Below are 18,269 nucleotides of genomic sequence, written 5' to 3'. Positions count from 1 at the left end.
ATCTATTATCTTAAGAAGTTGAAATAGATTAAGCTAAATCAAACGAAAAATGAGTTAGGAAGAGCGTAGGTATCCTATTAAAAAGCAATTATATCTATTTTGACTTTTTAAGGCTCTATGCGATATATTATTTGACAGCTCTTAACTTATAAGGAAACCTATGAATTCTGAAACTCAGCAACGTTTAAAAACTATTGAAGATAAACTTTTGCATATGTTGAGGTATCTTTGACTTAGCTTCCAAAGAAGCACGCATTAAAGAATTGGAAGCTTTTATGGAAAAGCCCTCTTTTTGGGAGAGTCATGATAAAGCTCAACTAGTAATCGAGGAAGCAAACACTTTAAAGGCTTGGATTGTTCCTTATCAAAATTGCAAGCGGCTTTTCTGCGATCTAAAAGAACTTTTGCCAGAAGCTTATGCAAGTGGTGAGGAAGAATTAGTTAATGAATTAGTCAAAGAACTGGATGGAGTAGAGAAAAAATTAAATGATTTAGAAATTCGCAAAATGCTTGCGGGTGAGCTAGATAATAAAAATTGTTACTTAAGTATTAACTCCGGGGCAGGAGGAACAGAAGCTTGTGATTGGGCTTTAATGTTATCCCGCATGTATCAACGTTGGGCAGTTAAACGTGGATGGAAAGTAGAGCTAATTGATAAGGTAGAAGGCGATGTGGCTGGTATAAAAAGCATTACCTTTAAATTTGATGGAGAATTTGCTTATGGGTATGCTAAAGCTGAGAAGGGTGTCCATCGTTTAGTGCGTATCTCTCCTTTTGACGCAAATGCCAAAAGGCATACAAGTTTTGCTTCCGTAGATGTAACCCCAGAAATTACTGATGATATTGTGATCGATATTAAGCCAGAGGAGATCCGAGTGGATACTTATCGTGCCTCTGGAGCTGGCGGACAACATGTTAACAAAACAGATTCAGCTGTACGAATGACACATTTACCGACCGGGATTGTGGTCTCTAGCCAAACTCAACGAAGTCAAGTGCAAAACAGAGAATCCTGTTACAAGATGCTGCGCTCAAAATTATACGAGAAAGAAGTAACAGAAAGAGAGAACGCCCTCAAAGCACTTTCAGGCGAAAAAAAAGAAATTGCTTGGGGTAGTCAAATCCGTAATTATGTTTTCCAACCCTATACTTTAGTTAAAGATACTCGAACTAAACATGAATCAGGGGATATCCAAGCGGTGATGAATGGTGAACTTGATGATTTTGTAAATGCTTATTTGAAGGAGTTGGAATGACAGAGAAAAAAAACTCTCCAGAAGGAGTAGAGTTGCGGTATTCAGATTTAAGTGATGGAAAGTATTTGAAGCAATGGCTTTTAGATCCCAGCGTGGCCCGTTGGTTTCCTATGTTTGATGAAGTTGAAATAGATGATGCAGTGGCACGATGGATAGGGTTTAGCCGGTATAAATGCAGCTTAACAGCTACCAAAGAGGGCGTGCCTTGTGGAATTACCACCTTATATTTACAGCCCTATCGAAAGCTTGCTCATCAGTGTGAATTTGGCATTATTGTGGCGCCTGAAATGCGAGGACAGGGGGTAGGAACTTTGCTAATCAGTAATCTTAGCCATATGGCGAAAGAAACCTTTAAGATTGAAGTATTACATCTCCAAGTCTATGCAGAAAATCCTGCCATTCATCTTTATACTCGGATGGGTTTTCGCGAATTTGGAAGGCAAACTCATTGGATTAAAGAAAAAGACGGCTTCTATGTCGGACGAGTTTTCATGGAACGTTTTTTATAAGGGTTCAAGAACACTTACCTTTTATTAAAAAAAATTATTATGTTATGACACTAGCTATTTTTCAACAAGAAGTCGAAAATTTATCAGGTATTAAATTAAAGCTGAAAATTAATGACAACCGTTCCACTATGTTAAGTGTACGCTGGGAATCTGATTGTACGAGAGTTTCTTTACATCGCATGTTTTTAGAAGCTCCTCAAGATGTTATGAAATCTTTGGCTTGTTATATTCGCCAAGAGCATAAGATGATTTCTCCTGAGATCAAAATCTTTATGGAAAATAACCTTAAAAAGCTTGATTATTCGCATACCTTAGATAGATCCAAACTTTCCTGCCAAGGAAAGGTTTATAATCTCCAACATCTTTACGATGAACTTAATGATCAATATTTTGAGGGGAAAGTAAGATTGTGTATTACCTGGTTTGGTAAACATACTCAACTTAATAAAAGGTGCGTGACTTTTGGCCTTTATCATCATCCTCTTAAGCTAATAAAAATTAATCGGTTGTTGGATAATACGAATATTCCGAAGTATGTAATTAGCTACATTATTTTTCACGAAATTTTGCATCACATTTGTCCTTCTTACATGGATGAAAAAGGTCTACACCGCATTCATAGCAAAGAATTCAAAGCAAAAGAAGAAAGTTACGAGCATTTTGGCATAGCCCACCAATGGATTAAAAAACAACGTATGCATCTTTTTGCGCATCTTGACTAAGATTGCAGATTTAGAAAAAGCTCTATAAATTAAAGGAATTCTATCATGGCTGGCCATAGTAAATGGGCAAATATTAAACATAGAAAAGGAAAAGCAGACGCTAAAAAAGGCAAAATATTTTCTCGTATTGCTAAAGAGATTATTAGTGCTGTAAAGGTGGGAGGAGGCCCGGAGGCAAAAAGCAATCCTCGCTTAAGGTTAGCTTTAGAAAAAGCACGCGCGGCAAATGTTCCTAATGAAATTATAGAACGGAATATTAAAAAAGCTTCTAATGCCGATCAAGCAGATTATACAGAGATGATGTATGAACTGTATGGCCATGGAGGAGTAGGAATTATTGTTGAAGTGATGACTGATAATAAAAATCGTGTAGCCTCTGAAATGCGCATTGCTACTAATAAAAGAGGGGGAACGATCGCTACGCCGGGTGCCGTATCTTTCAATTTTGATCGCAAAGGCATTCTTCAGATTAGTAAAGGGCAGGCCTCAGAAGAAGAGCTGTTTTTAAAAGCCACAGAAGCAGGAGCAGAAGATTTTGATAGGGAAGATGAAATGTATCTCATCACCACCGATCCTACTGCCTTATATAGTGTTAAAGAAGCTTTAAATCAAGCGAATATTGCATGCGAGGAAGTTAGCTTAGAAATGATCCCTAAGTCTTTCATAGAATGTAATGAAGAGTGTGCCAAAGCTAACTTGGCATTAATAGAATGGTTAGAAGCGCTTGATGACGTAGATGCTGTTTATCACAACATGAACTTCTCAGAATAATTAATGTATAGAAAGAATTTCCAGCTTAACTTTTTATCTTTCCCCGCAAAACTTAAAAAGTCTTAAAGCTTTTTTTCTTTGTTTCGATCTTAAAAATTGCCTCGCATGTGGAGGAGTTTATGAAAGCCCTAAATTCCCCTCATCCCCCCAATTTTTTCTTAAGCTTAGTCCACCACAGTAGATAAATTTTATTTTCCTATTTAAGGCGATTTTCAAGGAATGCTTAAGCTTTTGGATGTTTTTTTTCTCTAACACTTAAACTTCTTTAGCTAGATTCAAACGCAAAGGCAGAGTGCTTGGCATCGATTATTAATTTTCTTAATAATACGCTTTTGAGCTACTCCTTATGTACTCCTATACTTCATAAAATCCCTTTCGTTAAGCAGAGAGACATCTTTTAGAGGGTTGGGTATGTAGACTAAGTTTTTTAAAAGCGTATAACAGGTCCATAAAGGCTAAACAGTAAATTTGAAAGCAGGCCTCTTTAGCTCTTTTCTTTTATTTCACCCTATTTAATCTAGCTTTTAAGAGAACTGTTTATAAATCTTTAAATAAAAACTTTCTGAGAATATTTAATAGTTTGTTAACCGCTAGCCATTTAGCCTATCTATTTAGTAAATACCAAAGAATTAATCATTAAAGCGTAATTTGCTTTTTGCTTGTGTAAAATATATTTTTGAATATATAGATGAATTTATTGGGCTTGTAATATAGGAGGCATCTATGACGAGTGTATTAAACTCTAAAATAGTAAATATGTTAGAAAACCCGCGGTTTGCAGAAAACCAAAAAGGCAATTTAAATGGGCGCAAAATGCTCCCTTTGCCTTACTATCTACTTAAGAGTGGAGCTGTTATCGGGGGAGTGGCTACAGTAGCTTGTGGCGTAGCTGCCATTGGTTTTTCAACCTTGCCTATGCTGGTAGCTGCATTGGCTTGTGGATTAGTATGTTTGAGCAGCGCGGTAGGCTCTTTTTATATTGAGCGTCTTAGCCACCCTAACAACTCTCATTCTCTTAATTCTCAGCTTCCGGAAAGGATTCATAACCCTAATAAAATTGATGAATACCTTAAAAATGCTAATGAAAATCTTCTTAAGGCGGAGAGCAGTGTAGAAAAGCATACGAGTGAAATAAATGTTCTACATGCGCAACTGCGGCTAAAAGAAGCAGAAATAGAAGATAGAAACAAAATGATTAAGAGTTATCTAAAGATTTTAGAAGAGGGCCGAAAAAATGTTGAAAAAGATTTACAAACTATTGTTCTCTTTTTAAAAGATAGAGGTGAAAATGAGGCGCAAGTACAACAAGTGCTTTCTCTCCTTAACCATATGCGTTCTCTCGCTAGGCGGCAAGAAAAAGAAGAGGAATCCGCAGATTGTGATCGCCTCTTAAAAGACTATCTTAATTTGAATGAGCGCTTGCTCTCTACTCTATCTATTCTTCCTCACTGTTTTGATAAGTATAGAGTCCAGATGAAAACGGAAAGCAATTTAGAAGGTGGGTCTGTTAAAGGCGTAATTAATGTAAAGGATAGCCGAGAACTAGAGATTCAAAATTTGAAAAGCGAAGTTAAAAGGCTGAAAGAAGAGCTAGAAAAACAGTACGCCCATTACCAACTTATTGATCAGATAATCGATCAGAAACAAGAGTTGGAAAAGACCAACCTATCTAAAAGCCAGGAATCTTCAAATCTGTCGCGCAGCTTTATAGTCGTCGAGCCTCATTTGTAGATCATCGAGTGGCCATGAAATTCAGAAGAGTTTTGGAGAATAATGCCAAAGCTCTTTTAATTTTTGCTCTCTAAAATTTAAAAAATCTAGTAAGGTTTATCTCTTACCTTCTATAGAAGGCTGGGAAATGCAATGCTTGAAACAGAGAGGTCTACCTGGCTAAACCTAGGTTTGTCTGATTGAGTAGAGGAAAGGTTATTAGGAGACTTCTAGCAGTGTGGAGGCTAAGTAAATTCCATTCTTTATGCTAAGTAGACTTTTCCTTGTAGGATAACATAAAACCGGCTAGATTAATTGCTTTCATTAATAAAATGGAAGTATCAAATGTCTCAAGCTAAAGTCCAAAGCGCTATTACTCCTACGCGCGAACAAGATTATGCCGAATGGTTTCAGCAGGTAGTTAAAGCAGCTGATATGGCCGAGAACTCTCCTGTCAGAGGGTGCATGGTGATCAAGCCTTGGGGCTATGCAATTTGGGAGAATATCCAACGCCAACTTGACGAACGCATTAAAAAAAGCGGGCATGAAAATGCTTATTTTCCTCTCTTTATCCCCTTAAGCTATTTGGAAAAAGAAGCTGAGCATGTAGAAGGATTTGCTAAAGAATGTGCCGTTATTACCCATCATCGTTTAGAAGAAAAAAATGGCCGTTTAGTTCCTACGGGAGAATTAGAAGAACCGCTTATTGTTCGTCCTACTTCCGAGACAATTATCGGAGAGTCTTTTTCACGTTGGGTAGAATCTTATAGGGATCTACCTTTGCTAATTAACCAATGGGCGAACGTGGTACGTTGGGAAATGCGCCCTCGCATATTTTTGCGCACTACCGAATTTTTATGGCAAGAAGGACATACTGTACATTCTACTGCCCAAGAGGCCTTAGATGAAACCCTGCGAATGCTAGAAATGTATAGAGAATTTGTAGAAGATGTTCTAGCTCTTCCGGTTATCATAGGGGAAAAATCTCCTGGTGAGCGGTTTCCTGGAGCGGTAAGCACCTACACGCTTGAAATGATGATGCAGGATCGTAAAGCATTACAAGGGGGAACTTCGCATTATTTAGGACAAAATTTTGCTAAAGCTTCTAATATACGCTTTAGCAACAAAGCAGGGCAGGTAGAGTATGGGTTTACAACTTCATGGGGAATTACTACTCGTCTGATTGGTGGTATGATTATGTGCCATGGCGATGATGATGGCTTAAGAATGCCTCCGCGGGTAGCAGCAAAGCAAATTGTAATCATTCCTGTCGTCCCGAAGCCCGAGATGGAAGATGAAGTTTGGGCCTATGCGGAAAAGATCGCGCACAGCTTGCAAGAAGTTCAATATGCGGGCAGACCTCTCAGCGTGTGGATTGATAAACGCGACAAACGGGGCGGAGAAAAAAGTTGGGAGTGGATTAAAAAAGGAGTGCCTTTGCGCATTGAAGTAGGACCACGCGATATAGAAAAACAATCGGCAATTGTTTATAGAAGAGATAAACCTCATAAAGAAAAACTTTCCATGCAAATAGATCAGATTCCTACTGAAAGTTTAAGGTTATTAGACGAGATTCAATCGACCCTTTATCAGCAAGCTAAAGAATTCCGCGATGGAAATATTCGCCGCGATCTCCATACTTTTCAGGAGATGAAAAGCTTTTTTACTCCCTCCAACATGGATAAACCCGAAATTCATGGTGGATTTGTTCTTGCTAAATGGTGTGGAGAAGAGGGAACAGAAAAAATGCTTGATGAATTGAAAGTTTCTATCCGCTGCCTGCCCATGCATCAAAGCGGGACGCAAGGTAAATGCATTTTGACGGGTAAACCTGCTACCTTAGATGCTATATTTGCCAAATCTTATTAATCCTAGCTTTATTACCTAGGATTCTAAGGTTTAATTTCTTACTTTTAAAGTTTTTCTTAAAGGGCTTTAAGCTATTAAATTTTTTATAAAAAGAAATTTACCGAATGTAATAAAAGCTTCTATAGCCCTTTGAGTAGGCTGAAAAATGGGGAGATGGGGGGAATAGAAGGAGTCCTAAAGCTTTTAACTTACAGCAATAGAAAATGAGAGCTTGCTATCGGACATATAGCCAATGGCGAGCTACATTTAAAGAGGAAAAGATTTGCTTAGATTGTAGCGGATTGCGGATATTGTTAAGCTCTGTTTCTAATTTGTCGTCCATCTGTTTTTTTTGTTGTTGAAGCTCCTGCCAATTGCTATCCGTGAAATTTTCTTTTTGAGAAATAAAGGTGGTCAATTGCTCTGGAGAAATTTCTAGTTCTTCTAAAAAGGCATGCGTATCTTCATCTAGCTTTTCTAAACGAATAGCCAGCTCTCGCATTTTCCTTTCATTTATATTTAGTTTTTCTTCTAAAATGTCGGGAGAAAACATAAATAACCTCTTTAAATGAGCGATAACTAACAGCCTATCATCAAATTAAATAAAATTCAATTATTAATTAGTATTTACTGCTTTTTTAAGGATGGACCGTGCTAAATCTAATTTACTTTTTTCCTGTTTGTGGCGCTGTAATAGGAATAGTGAGCGTGCTTATGACTTGCTTTTTGCTAAGAAGAAGGCTAAAGAGGAGCCAGCATGACTGGGTTACTCAATTGGATAAAACTTTCAATCAAATGGATTTATTGCCTAATGCGCAGGAGCTTTTGGAAGATAATTTACAGGAGATTATAGAAGATTTAAAAAATCAGATTCCTATGGGTGCTATGCTTTTTACTAAGGCAGTATCAGGAAAAATTCAAGCTTTAGTCAAAGAGAATATTTTAAAAAGAATGCCTGCTTTAAAAGAAAAAGCCTTAGTATGTCTGTCTTCTAAAATAAAAATGGAAAAATTGCTTTTACCTTTAATCCGCTCAGAGCTTTATACTCTATTATTTTATGGAGCGCTAATGGGATTTTTAGTAGGGCTACTCACCCTTATGTTGATTTTTTAAAAAAGACAATCCAATAGAAGCACTAAGAATAATGAAAATTACACTTAAGGTCACCCCAATAGGAAAATGTAAAAAACCTGAAAGCAGCATTTTTAATCCAATAAATATCAAAATAATAGCTAAGCCATAATGAAGATAATGAAAAAGGCGTAGCATGTTGGCTAGCGCAAAATAAAGGGAGCGCAGTCCTAAAACAGCAAAAATGTTAGAAGAGTAAATAATCATTGCATCCTGAGTAATACCCATAATGGCCGGGATGGAATCTATAGCGAAGACAACATCCGTTGTCTCGATAGCTAAAAGTACAAGAAAAAGAGGGGTAGCGAAAAGTTTTTTTTCTTTTCTTACAAAGAAATTATCGCCTTCATAGCCTTCTGTCAAAGGAAAATAGCGCTTAAAAATTTTAATAATTAGATTGTTTTCAGGGGAGTTGCCAGCAGTAGAAGTTTTCCCTAGCTTAACACCTGTAAAAATAAGGAATGCGCCAAATAAATAGATTACCCATGAAAAAGTCTGGATTAGAGCTATCCCGCAAAGGATAAAGAAGGCCCTCATAACGATAGCTCCCCAAATGCCCCATAAAAGAGCTTTATGAGTGTAGCGCTCGGGAACTTTAAAGTAAGAAAAGATGATAAGAAAAACAAATAGATTGTCTATACTCAAAGAATATTCAATAAGATAGCCTGTTAAAAAGCTTAAGGCATCTTCAAGCCCTCTTGTCCAGTAGATCCCTAAATTGAATGCTAAGGCAAGGCCAATCCAAAAACTTGTAGCGACGAGGGCTGTCTTTATGGAGGGGTTTTTTTCTTTAGCGTGAAAGAATTTAAAATCCAGCCAAATAAATATTATAATGGCAAGATTGAAAAGAAGCCAAAAACTGATCGTGTTTTCAAACATAGCGTTTATACTCTGAGCTTTCATAATCATCTATATTCTCGAATGAGCGGAACTTTTACTCAACCGACTCTCATTTTCCTGCGCTGTTATTTTTTCCCAGTTATTTGATTTTTAGCTTTAAGAATAAAAACAGCGGAAATTTGCTTTATCTTTTGATTTTTTAAGAAAATTTAGCTTTAGCAGAAAACCCCATCTTTTTTCAAGCTATCCCAAGAATTTTCTTTTTAAACTCTTTTAAAGAAGAAATAAAGTTTTTTATGCTCTTTGCTTGTTTTTTTATAGAGACCCTCTTCTGTTCGATAGAGCTTAACCCATTTTCTCTAGGAGAAAGCTTTCCTTTGTTCTATTTAAAAGAACAAACCGCTTTCTAAGATAGCTTGCTGCTAGGCCTATTCTATATTGAAACAGAATCTCTCATTCTATATCCTAGAAGGCAATTATTAGTTAAAGTAAAGGTTGGAGTATGCAATTAAAAAAGATAAAACTTTTCGGATTTAAGTCATTTGCAGAAAGCACTACTCTTGAATTTAACGAAGGGATTACAGCTATTGTAGGCCCCAATGGTTGTGGAAAATCTAACATTGCCGACGCTTTTCGATGGGTATTGGGTGAGCAATCTGCTAAGTCTATGCGTGGCCATAAGATGAATGATGTTATTTTTGCTGGTACCTCTACACGTAAAGCTCTTAATTTTGCCGAAGTGGCTATAGTATTGGATAACACTGATAAAACTTTACCCATTGAATATACCGAAGTAGCTGTTATGCGACGCCTTCATCGCAGCGGGGAATCTGAGTACTTTATCAATGGCCATCAAGTACGCCTTAAAGACATACATAGCCTTTTGCTTGATTCAGGTATGGGTAAAGATGCTTATTCTATCTTTGAGCAAGGGAAAATTGATCAGGTTATTAACTATACTCCTTTAGAAAGGCGCTACATTTTTGAAGAAGCTTCAGGAATTCTTCGTTTTTTGCAACGTAAACGCGAAGCTTTGCGCAAGTTGGAGCAATCGGATCAGAACCTGATGCGAGTTAAGGATATTCATTTAGAAGTTGAAAAGCAAATCATTGTTTTAGAGCAGCAAGCTGAAAAAGCGCGCCTTTTTAAAGAGCATAAGCAACAATTAGAAATCTTGGAAAAAGGCATTTTTGTTATTAAATATGAAAACTTACAACATAGATGCCAAGAGATATTTAAAAAAGAAGAAAAGCAGAGGTTATTGCATGCAGAAATGCTAATGACGATAGAAGAGATGAAAAAAGAATTACAAGCAGCCAAAGCTATTCAAGAAGAGAGCGAATTGGATCTACGTAAGCAGCAAGAAAAGCTTTATCAAACTCAGAGTGAAAAAGAGATCAAGAGACGTGAAAAGCTTTCCTATCAAGAGCGTTTAAAAGAAACGGTTGCAAAAGAGAAGCGCTGGCAGCACGAACTGGAAAATATGTTAGAAAAACGGCAGATGCGGCTAGCTGAAAAAGTTAACATACAGAAGCAGCAGCAAGAGAGGGAAGAGTGCTTGCAACAGATGTTAACAGCTTCGCAAGAGCAACGCGATAAAGTTAAAAGTATGGAAAATGAGTTATCTGCCGTGCGCGAGCAATATCAGCAGGCTCAGCATAAGCTGATAAAATTTGTACAAGCCGAAAGTGAGATAGAAAGTAATCTTAAGCAAAACAATGTACGATTAGAGAATCATCAAGAACGCCGAGAATATTTACTAAACCGTCAAGAACGCTTAAACGAGCTAATTAAAGAGTTGCAATTTCAAGTTATCGAGAAGAAGAAAATTGTGGAAGAAGTGGTTGAAATTGTAGATAGCCAAAGAGAAATTTTGAATGAGCAAGAGCAGCAGATCCAGTTATTGAGTGCTGAAATCAATGGCCTCCAATCTAATTATATAAACTTTCAAAGTGAGCTAGCTGAAGATAAAGCACGCCAGAATGTTCTTTTAAGATTGCGCGAGGATAAAGAAGGCTTTACGGCTAGCAGTAAACGCCTTTTGCAAGAATCATCCAATGTTAAAAGCCCTTTATACAATAAGATTTATGGCTTATATGAATATCTAACTCCCCAAGAGGGAGCTGAAAAGGCTTTAGCCCAGATCATGAAGCCTTATGCGCAGACTTTAGTGGTCCATACACCTCAGCATCTTAAAGAGGTAATGGAATATGCAGCCGCAAATAAGCTAAAAGACTTTTCTTTAATCTGCCTTGATCGCCTGACCGCATCGCCCCTCGAGCTATCCCCTCCCTCTTCTAAAGCTAAAGAGTTAGCCCATCTTGTTGCGTCTCCGGTAGGCTTAAAGCAACTTTTGAAGGACTGTTTTATAGTTGAAACATTCGAGCAGGCTGAAGAGCTTTCTGAAAATTTCCCTGGAGCTAGCATTTGGATAATAGACGGTTCTTATATCGATAGGCATCGTGTCTTTTTCTCGCTTTCTCAAGGGGAAAATAATGTTTTTCTACGTGAAGCTGAACTTAAAGTTTTACATAAAAGCGTAGAGGAAAAAGAGCTGCAAATAGATAATCTTCAGGCGAGATTGAAAAAATTAAAAGAAAGGCAAACCCAACTTCAATTAGAAAGAAATGAGCTGGATAAAGGTATTCGCCGAGAGGAAATGAAGCTGGTAGAAGTAAACTTTGCTTTACAACGAACGCAAGCAGATCTAGAAAAAGCGTTAAATGAAGTTAAGCAGCTTGAGGCTGAAAATAAAGCTCTTGAGCTAGTTAGCGAGCAAATCTTAAGCCTTCTTAGCGAACTTCAGTTAAAATATCATGATGCCAAAGCAACCTTAGAAATTGAGCAAAAATTAGCGACCTCCCTTCAGGATGAAGTGGAGAAAAGATTACATCTTCTAAAAAGCGCCCGTCATGAGATGCAAGAAAAAGAAGCTATTCTCCAGGAGATAGCCGAAGAAAATCGCAAGCTTGTACATGCCTTAAATGTATTAGAGGTCAAGGATGTGGAGAGCCAGCAACATGAAGAGCATTTGTTAGAAGAGATTGAAAATGGACAGCAAGTAAAAATTCAGCTCAAGCAAAGTGTACAAGAATTTGATTCCATGTTAGAGAAAACGGAAGGAAATTTGAAAGAATTAGTAAACTTGCTTGCAGAAAAAGAGCAAATAGCTGCAGAAAAAAAATTAACTCTTGCTGGAATGGATGAGCAATTATCTCGGCATTACCATGAGCTAAAACAGCTAGAAAATGAGCTCCATCAAACGGCCATCCAGTTAGCTCATATAGAATCTTCCCGCCAATCACTAGAGAATGAGCTGCAGCAGCGTTATCAAATAACCATTCATGAAGTTAAAGCTTTAAATCTTCCTTTAGAAAAAAGTATGGAGCAAGGAGAGAAGAAAATTCGTGCTTTACGCCAAACGATTGAGTCTGCAGGTGATATCAATATGACATCTATTCATGAATTTGATCAACATAAAGCTCGTTATGAATTTTTGAATCAACAGATTGATGATTTGAACGGATCTAAACAAGAGCTTATACAAATCATTGCTCACTTGGAAGGAGAAAGTAGAAAGATTTTTAAGGAAACTTTTGAGTTGATTTGCCATAACTTTAAGAAAAACTTTAAAATTTTATTTAATGGAGGAGAAGCTGATCTTCAATTTACAGAAACAGACGATATTCTCGAAGCGGGTATAGAAATTATTGCGCAGCCCCCCGGCAAGCAGATGCGTTCGATTAACTTGTTGTCTGGAGGTGAGAAATGCCTCACAGCCCTAGCTTTATTATTTGCTATCTTTGAAGTTAAGCCTGCGCCTTTTTGCATTTTAGATGAAATTGATGCTCCCTTAGATGATACAAATGTGGAAAGATTCGTCAATGTCGTAAAACACTTCTTAGAAAAATGCCAATTTATCATCATTACCCATAATAAAATTACAATGTCGATTGCCGATGTGCTCTTTGGTGTCTCGATGCAAGAACGCGGAATATCTAAACTTCTCTCCCTCGAATTTTCCAACCACTCTGTCTCTGCCTCAACTTTATAGAAAAGATGGTGAGAAAAAGAATAATAATTCAAATTTCTTAAAAGAGAGAGGTTTTTTAAATAAAAATGTTAATTTTATTAAAAAATTTAATAAAAGAAAATTTGTTTTTCTCTTTTTATAATAATACGCTTTTGAACTACTCCTTATCTATCCCCCTACTATATAAAATCCCTTTCGCTAAGCAGAAAGACATCTCGCGGATGGTTGAATATGTAGATTAAGTTTTTTAAAGCGTATAAGTATTTATCCCTTTAGTAATTCCCTTGGCTTGTCTCAAGCGAACAAAAAGCTTACACGAAGCTATCTCTTAGTAAGAAAGAAAAAATTCCCCTCTAGTTGCTCTTAAGTAGATATCTATAAATAGTAAGCGGTCACGGGATATAAAAGGGAGAGGCAAAATCTTTTTATTTTATAAAGGCTTTGTATGCTAATAGCCAATAAACTTTTAGCTTAGGGATGTCTTTGCTTTCGATCTGGTTCAAATGGCTAAACTCCCGGCATTGTTTACAATAAATTTTTTCCTCTCCTGGTTATTAAAGAGGATTTTTTAGGAAGAGATTTCGCACTTAAGCGATGACTTTAGCTTTTTGTAAGTTTATTCGCTTGTAGCTAGAGCAATAATTATTGGATCATTTTGAAGCTCTTGGCTAGCATACTGAACGGCTGAAGCATCTTGTTGAACAGCGGTAAGTACCACCTCTCTATCGTTTTGAAGTTCTTGGCTAGCATACTTAAGCGCCAGACCATTTTGCTGTACAGCGGTAAGCACAACCTCTCTATCGTTTTGAAGTTCTTGGCTAGCATACTTAAATGCCAGCCCATTTTGTTGTACAGCGGCAAGAACAAGTTCTTTATTATTGCAAAGCTTGGGGGCAGCATACTTAAGGATCAAACCATCTTTCCGAACCTTTGCATAAAACACTCGATAATATACTTCCTCAAACATGTTGTTAGAGTTCATCGGTGCCTCGTTAGTATACTCAAGATCCGAACCGTTTTGCTCCTCAGTGGTAGGATCTATTTTTATATCGTTATCAAGCGGTAGATTGGCAGGGGCAGATGTGCCATCATCATGCTTGATTGGTTCTATCCCAGCGTTTTTATTGTAATTTTTTCTATGAGCAAAATCATAAATCCCAACTATTATATTTCCTAATACAGGGAGCAACAAGATTATACAGCGACTAAAGCTTTTTAGGCTAAGATGGCTATAGTAAGAGCTTTTAGGCATACTCTCTTTTTGCTTGATAGGTAAAATAACAGCTTTTTGAAAGATATAGACTAAATTAGTTACAGTGCTAACAAAAGGCAAGTAGTCGCTCTTATTAACGATGAATCGGCAGGTATTAGATAAAAAATTTGTTCGCATGGTAATCCTTTATTTATCAAATCTTATAAATTACAATTTAAAAATAATCCTATTTAAAATCAATAAAGTAGTTTAAGATATAAGCAGTTTAACTTACATGAAAATTATATAAAATTGTTTTTCTGAGCCTATCCCGATAATCGACCTATCCAGAACATTATAGGACTAAAATTTAACAATCCTTTCCAAGATTTTTCTAAACTTCCGTTGTTGCCAAGATATTGCTCTTTCAACTTGCCATCTCCATTTCTTAAGCTGGCAGACAACTACCTCAGCTTTCTTGATAGCCCCCATTCTGCGCCTAGGTATAAATGGGTATATCTTTCTTATTAGCAACTTATACGCTTTTGAGCAACTCTTTATGTAGTCATACACTTAATAAAAAGCTTATCTTTACGGAGAGAAGCAGCTTGGAAAAAGGTTAGTTTTTTTTGGCTATGCAGACGTAGTTTCTTTAAAAGGTATTATCTCTAAGTTCCTCAGAGTCGTAGCCTTTATCAGCTCTTAAAATAGGTATGATTGGATGGAATTCATAGAGTCTTTGCAGCTTACCTTGATGCGGATCAATCAGCTTTTCCACCTGTTTCCTTTCATCTCCTTTAGCACTGGTTACTTCAAAGCTTAATGGACTGCCATTGCCGTCTACCAGAAGATGGGTAGTCATGCCTTTACCCTTGTAACCATAGCCTATTAGCTCATCGCCTCCCTTTCTCCCTAAAAAAAACCATCAATGGCTAGTTTTTCCCAATTAATCATTCCCGTCACATCTGCGCATTCCTTTAAGGCCGATAGCAAGCTATCTAAAGTTCCATCTTCTTGCCATTTACCTAGTCACCGATGAGTAGCAGATCTTGATCCCCAATTCGGTCTTTTAGGAAGATCACACCAACGCGAACCGGTAATCAAAATTCAAAATAAACTATTACAAATCTTTCTCCAGGGAGTATGCGGCTTTCCCCTTAAATTTTTTGGAGGATTCGGCGGCAAAAGCGATTGTAAGATTTTCTATTGAGTATCTGTAAGTCCTTCAAATCTTCCTGGCATACGTCTTCTCCTTTCTAAAAAAGAAAAGCTTGCATCATAAATTTATATTTTTCAATATTATCGGGATAGTTTCAGAGACTTAAATTTTTCAAATCTCATCAATAAATAAACGCTATTGTCTTAAAGCGTGATTAGCAAACTATTAAGCTAATAGTTTTCCCATAGCACACTGGAAAGCTTTTATAGCCAACGTCCAAACTTTTTTATAAACCAAACTTTTACTAGCTGGGTTAAAAGGCAATATCCTAATAAAATGATTAATAGCCAAGGAAAATAGCTCCAGGGCAAAGGTGCCAATCCAATACTTGCTCCTATAAATGAATAAGGAAGGTAAATTCCTATAGCTATAGTTACCCATGTTGTTAATGTAAGCGGCCATGAGGCCATGCTTTGAATAAAAGGAATCTTGGGAGTTCGAATCATGTGCACGATTAATGTCTGGGAAAGTAATCCTTCTATAAACCAGCCCGTTTGGAATATAGATTGTTTCTCAGGCGTATTGGCAGCAAAAATGAACCACATAACGGCAAAAGTTATATAGTCAAAAATTGAACTTATAGGCCCTACCACCATCATGAATTTAGCTATACCTCTAGGTTCCCACCGATGAGGATAGGCTAAAAACTCTTGATCCACATGGTCCCACGGTATGGTAGCTTGTGAAATCTCATACAAAAGATTTTGAATTAATAATTGAATAGGTAACATGGGTAGAAAAGGAAACAAAGCACTAGCTCCTAGAATGCTAAACACATTTCCAAAATTTGCGCTTAGGGCCATCTTTAGGTATTTGAGAATGTTACCAAAGGTTTTACGTCCTTCAACCACCCCAGCGTTTAAAAAAAGCAAACTTTTCTCTAGCATGATGATATCAGCTGATTCTTTAGCAATATCAACAGCTGTATCAACAGAAATCCCTACATCAGCTTCGCAAAGGGCAGGAGCATCATTAATTCCATCTCCTAAATATCCTACCGTATGGCCATTAGATTTTAATGAGGCAATTACTCTAGATTTTTGAAGAGGCGTTAATTTAGTAAAGAGCGTGGTGTGGTCCACTGCATTTGAAAGTTCTTTATCGCTCATTTTTTCAAGTTCATGGCCCGTAAGTGCATTTTCAATTTTAAGATGGACCCATTGACAAATTCGATGGGTGACCCACTCATTATCTCCAGTTAAAATTTTAACCTGAACATTTTGGCGGCGTAATTGAGTGATGGCTTCTGCTGCTGTTGATTTAGGAGGATCAAGAAAAGTTAATAAACCGAGGAGCACCATCTCCTTTTCATCCTTTTCCGTATATTCCTTGCTTTCAGTAGGCTCTATACATTTGTAAGCCACAGCTAAAATACGCATGCCCTCTTGATAAAGTTCCTTTGCTAAGCTATTTATTTTATCTTTGAGAGAAAGAGACAAAGTAAGAGTAGAGCCTCTTATTTTGACCCCACTACATAGACTTAAGACTTCTTCAAAAGCCCCTTTGCAGATTAAAAGATGTTTCTGGGCATTATTCCCCACGATAACAGACATTCTTTTACGCACGAAATCAAAAGGAATTTCATCTATTTTCCTATAAGTATTTTGTAAATTTAAAGTTTTTTCTATTTCGCTATGTTCTAAAATAGCTTTATCCAGAAGATTCCTTAGACCGGTTTGATAAAAACTGTTTAAATAACCAAAGAGCAACACTTCTTGATTATCATTTCCCTCGATATCTAAATGCCTTTCTAGAATGACTTTATCTTGAGTAAGTGTGCCAGTTTTATCTGTACAAAGGATATTCATAGCTCCAAAATTTTGGATGGCATTTAACTGCTTGACGATTACCTGCTGATGAGACATGCTTACAGCGCCTTTAGCAAGATTAACAGTGACAATCATAGGAAGCATTTCAGGTGTTAGACCTACGGCTACTGATAACGCAAAAAGTAAGGACTCCAGCCAATCTCCTTTAATAAATCCATTCAACAAAAAAACTATGGGGACTGCTATGCACATTAGCTGGATGAGCAGCCAACTGACCTTACTAATTTCTCTATCAAAAGCGGTTAGGGGACGATAGTGGGTGATGCTTTTTGCCATTCCACCAAGATAGGTATGATCTCCCGTTGTTAGGACAACTGCTAGGGCAGTTCCATTGAAAACATGAGTGCCCATGAAGCAAACATGGGGCATTTCCCATAAATTTACTGGATTCCTAGCAGGATGAGAAATAGCTTCTTTTTCGGCGGGTAAAGATTCTCCTGATAGAGCTGATTGACTCACATATAATTCTTTGGCAGAGAGTAACCTCACATCTGCGGGTACCATATCTCCCGCTGATAGATGGATAATATCTCCGGGTACTAAAAGCTTAATATCTATCTCTTGCTGTTGCGGTTCATCATTAGAGCCTTGGCGCCGCAGCACTGTCGCTTGGGTACTTACCATGGCCTTAAGCCTCTCTGCTGTCTTTTTCGATTGCCACTCTTGGAAAAATCTTATCATCACGCTGATAGCTACCATCACAGAAATAATAATGGCGGCGTCTATATTATTTAAAAATAAAGAAATACCTGCCAGCAATACTAACAAAGCGATAAAAGGATTAATAAAATTTTTTAGCAGTAAAAAGTAGCTATTAGCTTGCTTATCGCCTTTAATTTCATTTAGGCCATATTTCTCAAGCCTAGCTTCCGCGTCAGGTGTGGTTAATCCCTTAAGAGTTGTATTTAATTTTAGCAAGGCTTCTGTAGAAGATATGTTTAAAAAGGGGGTTAAAAGAGAAAAAGTTTGCCTACTCTCTTCAGGGAGGATAGGGGAACGTAAAAAGAATTTGGAAGCTAGAGGAAAAGAAACTTTACTGCTAAAAAATTTTCTCATCTAGGGTCCCTATTATTAAAGAAAGCTGAAGTTTTTAAGTAAAATAGAGGAACTTGCAGGTACTTAAGCGGGCCAGACTGCTTATCTAAAAAATTCAAAAAGCGTGTCTAATTTTTAGTTAAACTCTCTTGCTAGCCTTATTGCAAAAATGTT

13 protein-coding genes are annotated in these 18,269 nt (G+C 37.2%); 8 read left to right on the top strand and 5 right to left on the bottom strand.

Annotated elements, in window-relative coordinates:
• Positions 1–160: 160 nt before the first annotated feature.
• From prfB to proS, 6 genes are all read left to right on the top strand, one after another.
• A protein-coding gene (gene prfB / locus NEOC65_RS04020; RefSeq protein WP_207391847.1) for a peptide chain release factor 2 occupies positions 161–1,256 on the top strand; the annotation gives its coding sequence in 2 pieces (ribosomal slippage) (positions 161–229 and positions 231–1,256; 1,095 coding nt in all).
• Complete coding sequence (locus tag NEOC65_RS04015) at positions 1,253–1,765, top strand: GNAT family N-acetyltransferase (RefSeq protein ID WP_166158226.1); 513 nt, start codon at positions 1,253–1,255, stop codon at positions 1,763–1,765. The genes prfB and NEOC65_RS04015 overlap by 4 nt, the downstream gene beginning before the upstream one ends.
• Positions 1,766–1,809: 44 nt before the next feature.
• Complete coding sequence (locus tag NEOC65_RS04010) at positions 1,810–2,487, top strand: hypothetical protein (RefSeq protein ID WP_213155781.1); 678 nt, start codon at positions 1,810–1,812, stop codon at positions 2,485–2,487.
• A 45-nt stretch (positions 2,488–2,532) separates the two neighbouring features.
• On the top strand, positions 2,533–3,258 hold the full coding sequence (locus tag NEOC65_RS04005) for a YebC/PmpR family DNA-binding transcriptional regulator (protein ID WP_213155780.1): 726 nt from the start codon (positions 2,533–2,535) through the stop codon (positions 3,256–3,258).
• A gap of 723 nt (positions 3,259–3,981) precedes the next feature.
• Complete coding sequence (locus NEOC65_RS04000; RefSeq protein ID WP_166158217.1) at positions 3,982–4,989, top strand: hypothetical protein; 1,008 nt, start codon at positions 3,982–3,984, stop codon at positions 4,987–4,989.
• A 324-nt stretch (positions 4,990–5,313) separates the two neighbouring features.
• Positions 5,314–6,837: a proline--tRNA ligase gene (gene proS / locus NEOC65_RS03995; protein WP_166158214.1), complete on the top strand. Its 1,524-nt coding sequence runs from the start codon at positions 5,314–5,316 to the stop codon at positions 6,835–6,837.
• A 214-nt stretch (positions 6,838–7,051) separates the two neighbouring features.
• Here the strand turns inward: proS and NEOC65_RS03990 are convergent, their stop codons facing one another.
• Positions 7,052–7,369, bottom strand: a complete 318-nt coding sequence (locus tag NEOC65_RS03990; RefSeq protein WP_166158211.1) for a hypothetical protein — start codon at positions 7,367–7,369, stop codon at positions 7,052–7,054.
• A gap of 98 nt (positions 7,370–7,467) precedes the next feature.
• Here NEOC65_RS03990 and NEOC65_RS03985 point away from each other — a divergent pair, with 98 nt between their 5' ends.
• On the top strand, positions 7,468–7,929 hold the full coding sequence (locus tag NEOC65_RS03985) for a hypothetical protein (RefSeq protein ID WP_166158208.1): 462 nt from the start codon (positions 7,468–7,470) through the stop codon (positions 7,927–7,929).
• On the opposite strand, the gene NEOC65_RS03980 is transcribed toward NEOC65_RS03985, so the two are convergent.
• Entirely contained in the window at positions 7,903–8,826 is a 924-nt protein-coding gene (locus NEOC65_RS03980) for a TerC family protein (protein WP_166158205.1), read from the bottom strand. The genes NEOC65_RS03985 and NEOC65_RS03980 overlap by 27 nt on opposite strands.
• Before the next feature lie 463 nt (positions 8,827–9,289).
• On the opposite strand from NEOC65_RS03980, the gene smc reads away from it, so the two are divergent.
• Positions 9,290–12,841 (top strand): chromosome segregation protein SMC, encoded by a 3,552-nt coding sequence (gene smc, locus NEOC65_RS03975; protein ID WP_166158202.1) that lies wholly within the window; start codon positions 9,290–9,292, stop codon positions 12,839–12,841.
• Between the two features lie 595 nt (positions 12,842–13,436).
• On the opposite strand, the gene NEOC65_RS03970 is transcribed toward smc, so the two are convergent.
• The 3 genes from NEOC65_RS03970 to mgtA all read right to left on the bottom strand — a co-directional run bounded on the left by NEOC65_RS03970 (position 13,437) and on the right by mgtA (position 18,116).
• Positions 13,437–14,210, bottom strand: coding sequence for a DUF4116 domain-containing protein (locus NEOC65_RS03970; RefSeq protein ID WP_166158199.1), 774 nt, complete (start codon positions 14,208–14,210; stop codon positions 13,437–13,439).
• Between the two features lie 454 nt (positions 14,211–14,664).
• On the bottom strand, positions 14,665–14,901 hold the full coding sequence (locus NEOC65_RS03965) for a transposase (RefSeq protein ID WP_347566666.1): 237 nt from the start codon (positions 14,899–14,901) through the stop codon (positions 14,665–14,667).
• A gap of 533 nt (positions 14,902–15,434) precedes the next feature.
• On the bottom strand, positions 15,435–18,116 hold the full coding sequence (gene mgtA / locus NEOC65_RS03960) for a magnesium-translocating P-type ATPase (protein WP_213155779.1): 2,682 nt from the start codon (positions 18,114–18,116) through the stop codon (positions 15,435–15,437).
• Between the last annotated feature and the right edge of the window lie 153 nt (positions 18,117–18,269).

The sequence above is a fragment of the Neochlamydia sp. AcF65 genome, from assembly GCF_018342435.1.
Lineage (GTDB): Bacteria > Chlamydiota > Chlamydiia > Chlamydiales > Parachlamydiaceae > Neochlamydia.
Note: the sequence above shows the minus strand (reverse complement) of the source record. Positions and strands in the feature narration are given on the sequence as shown.

Bases quoted from the DNA above. Each gene is read 5' to 3' on its own strand.
- NEOC65_RS04015 (WP_166158226.1), top strand. From the start codon at position 1,253: ATGACAGAGAAAAAAAACTCTCCAGAAGGAGTAGAGTTGCGGTATTCA.
- NEOC65_RS04010 (WP_213155781.1), top strand. From the start codon at position 1,810: ATGACACTAGCTATTTTTCAACAAGAAGTCGAAAATTTATCAGGTATT.
- NEOC65_RS04005 (WP_213155780.1), top strand. From the start codon at position 2,533: ATGGCTGGCCATAGTAAATGGGCAAATATTAAACATAGAAAAGGAAAA.
- NEOC65_RS04000 (WP_166158217.1), top strand. From the start codon at position 3,982: ATGACGAGTGTATTAAACTCTAAAATAGTAAATATGTTAGAAAACCCG.
- proS (WP_166158214.1), top strand. From the start codon at position 5,314: ATGTCTCAAGCTAAAGTCCAAAGCGCTATTACTCCTACGCGCGAACAA.
- NEOC65_RS03990 (WP_166158211.1), bottom strand. From the start codon at position 7,369: ATGTTTTCTCCCGACATTTTAGAAGAAAAACTAAATATAAATGAAAGG.
- NEOC65_RS03980 (WP_166158205.1), bottom strand. From the start codon at position 8,826: ATGTTTGAAAACACGATCAGTTTTTGGCTTCTTTTCAATCTTGCCATT.
- smc (WP_166158202.1), top strand. From the start codon at position 9,290: ATGCAATTAAAAAAGATAAAACTTTTCGGATTTAAGTCATTTGCAGAA.
- NEOC65_RS03970 (WP_166158199.1), bottom strand. From the start codon at position 14,210: ATGCGAACAAATTTTTTATCTAATACCTGCCGATTCATCGTTAATAAG.
- mgtA (WP_213155779.1), bottom strand. From the start codon at position 18,116: ATGAGAAAATTTTTTAGCAGTAAAGTTTCTTTTCCTCTAGCTTCCAAA.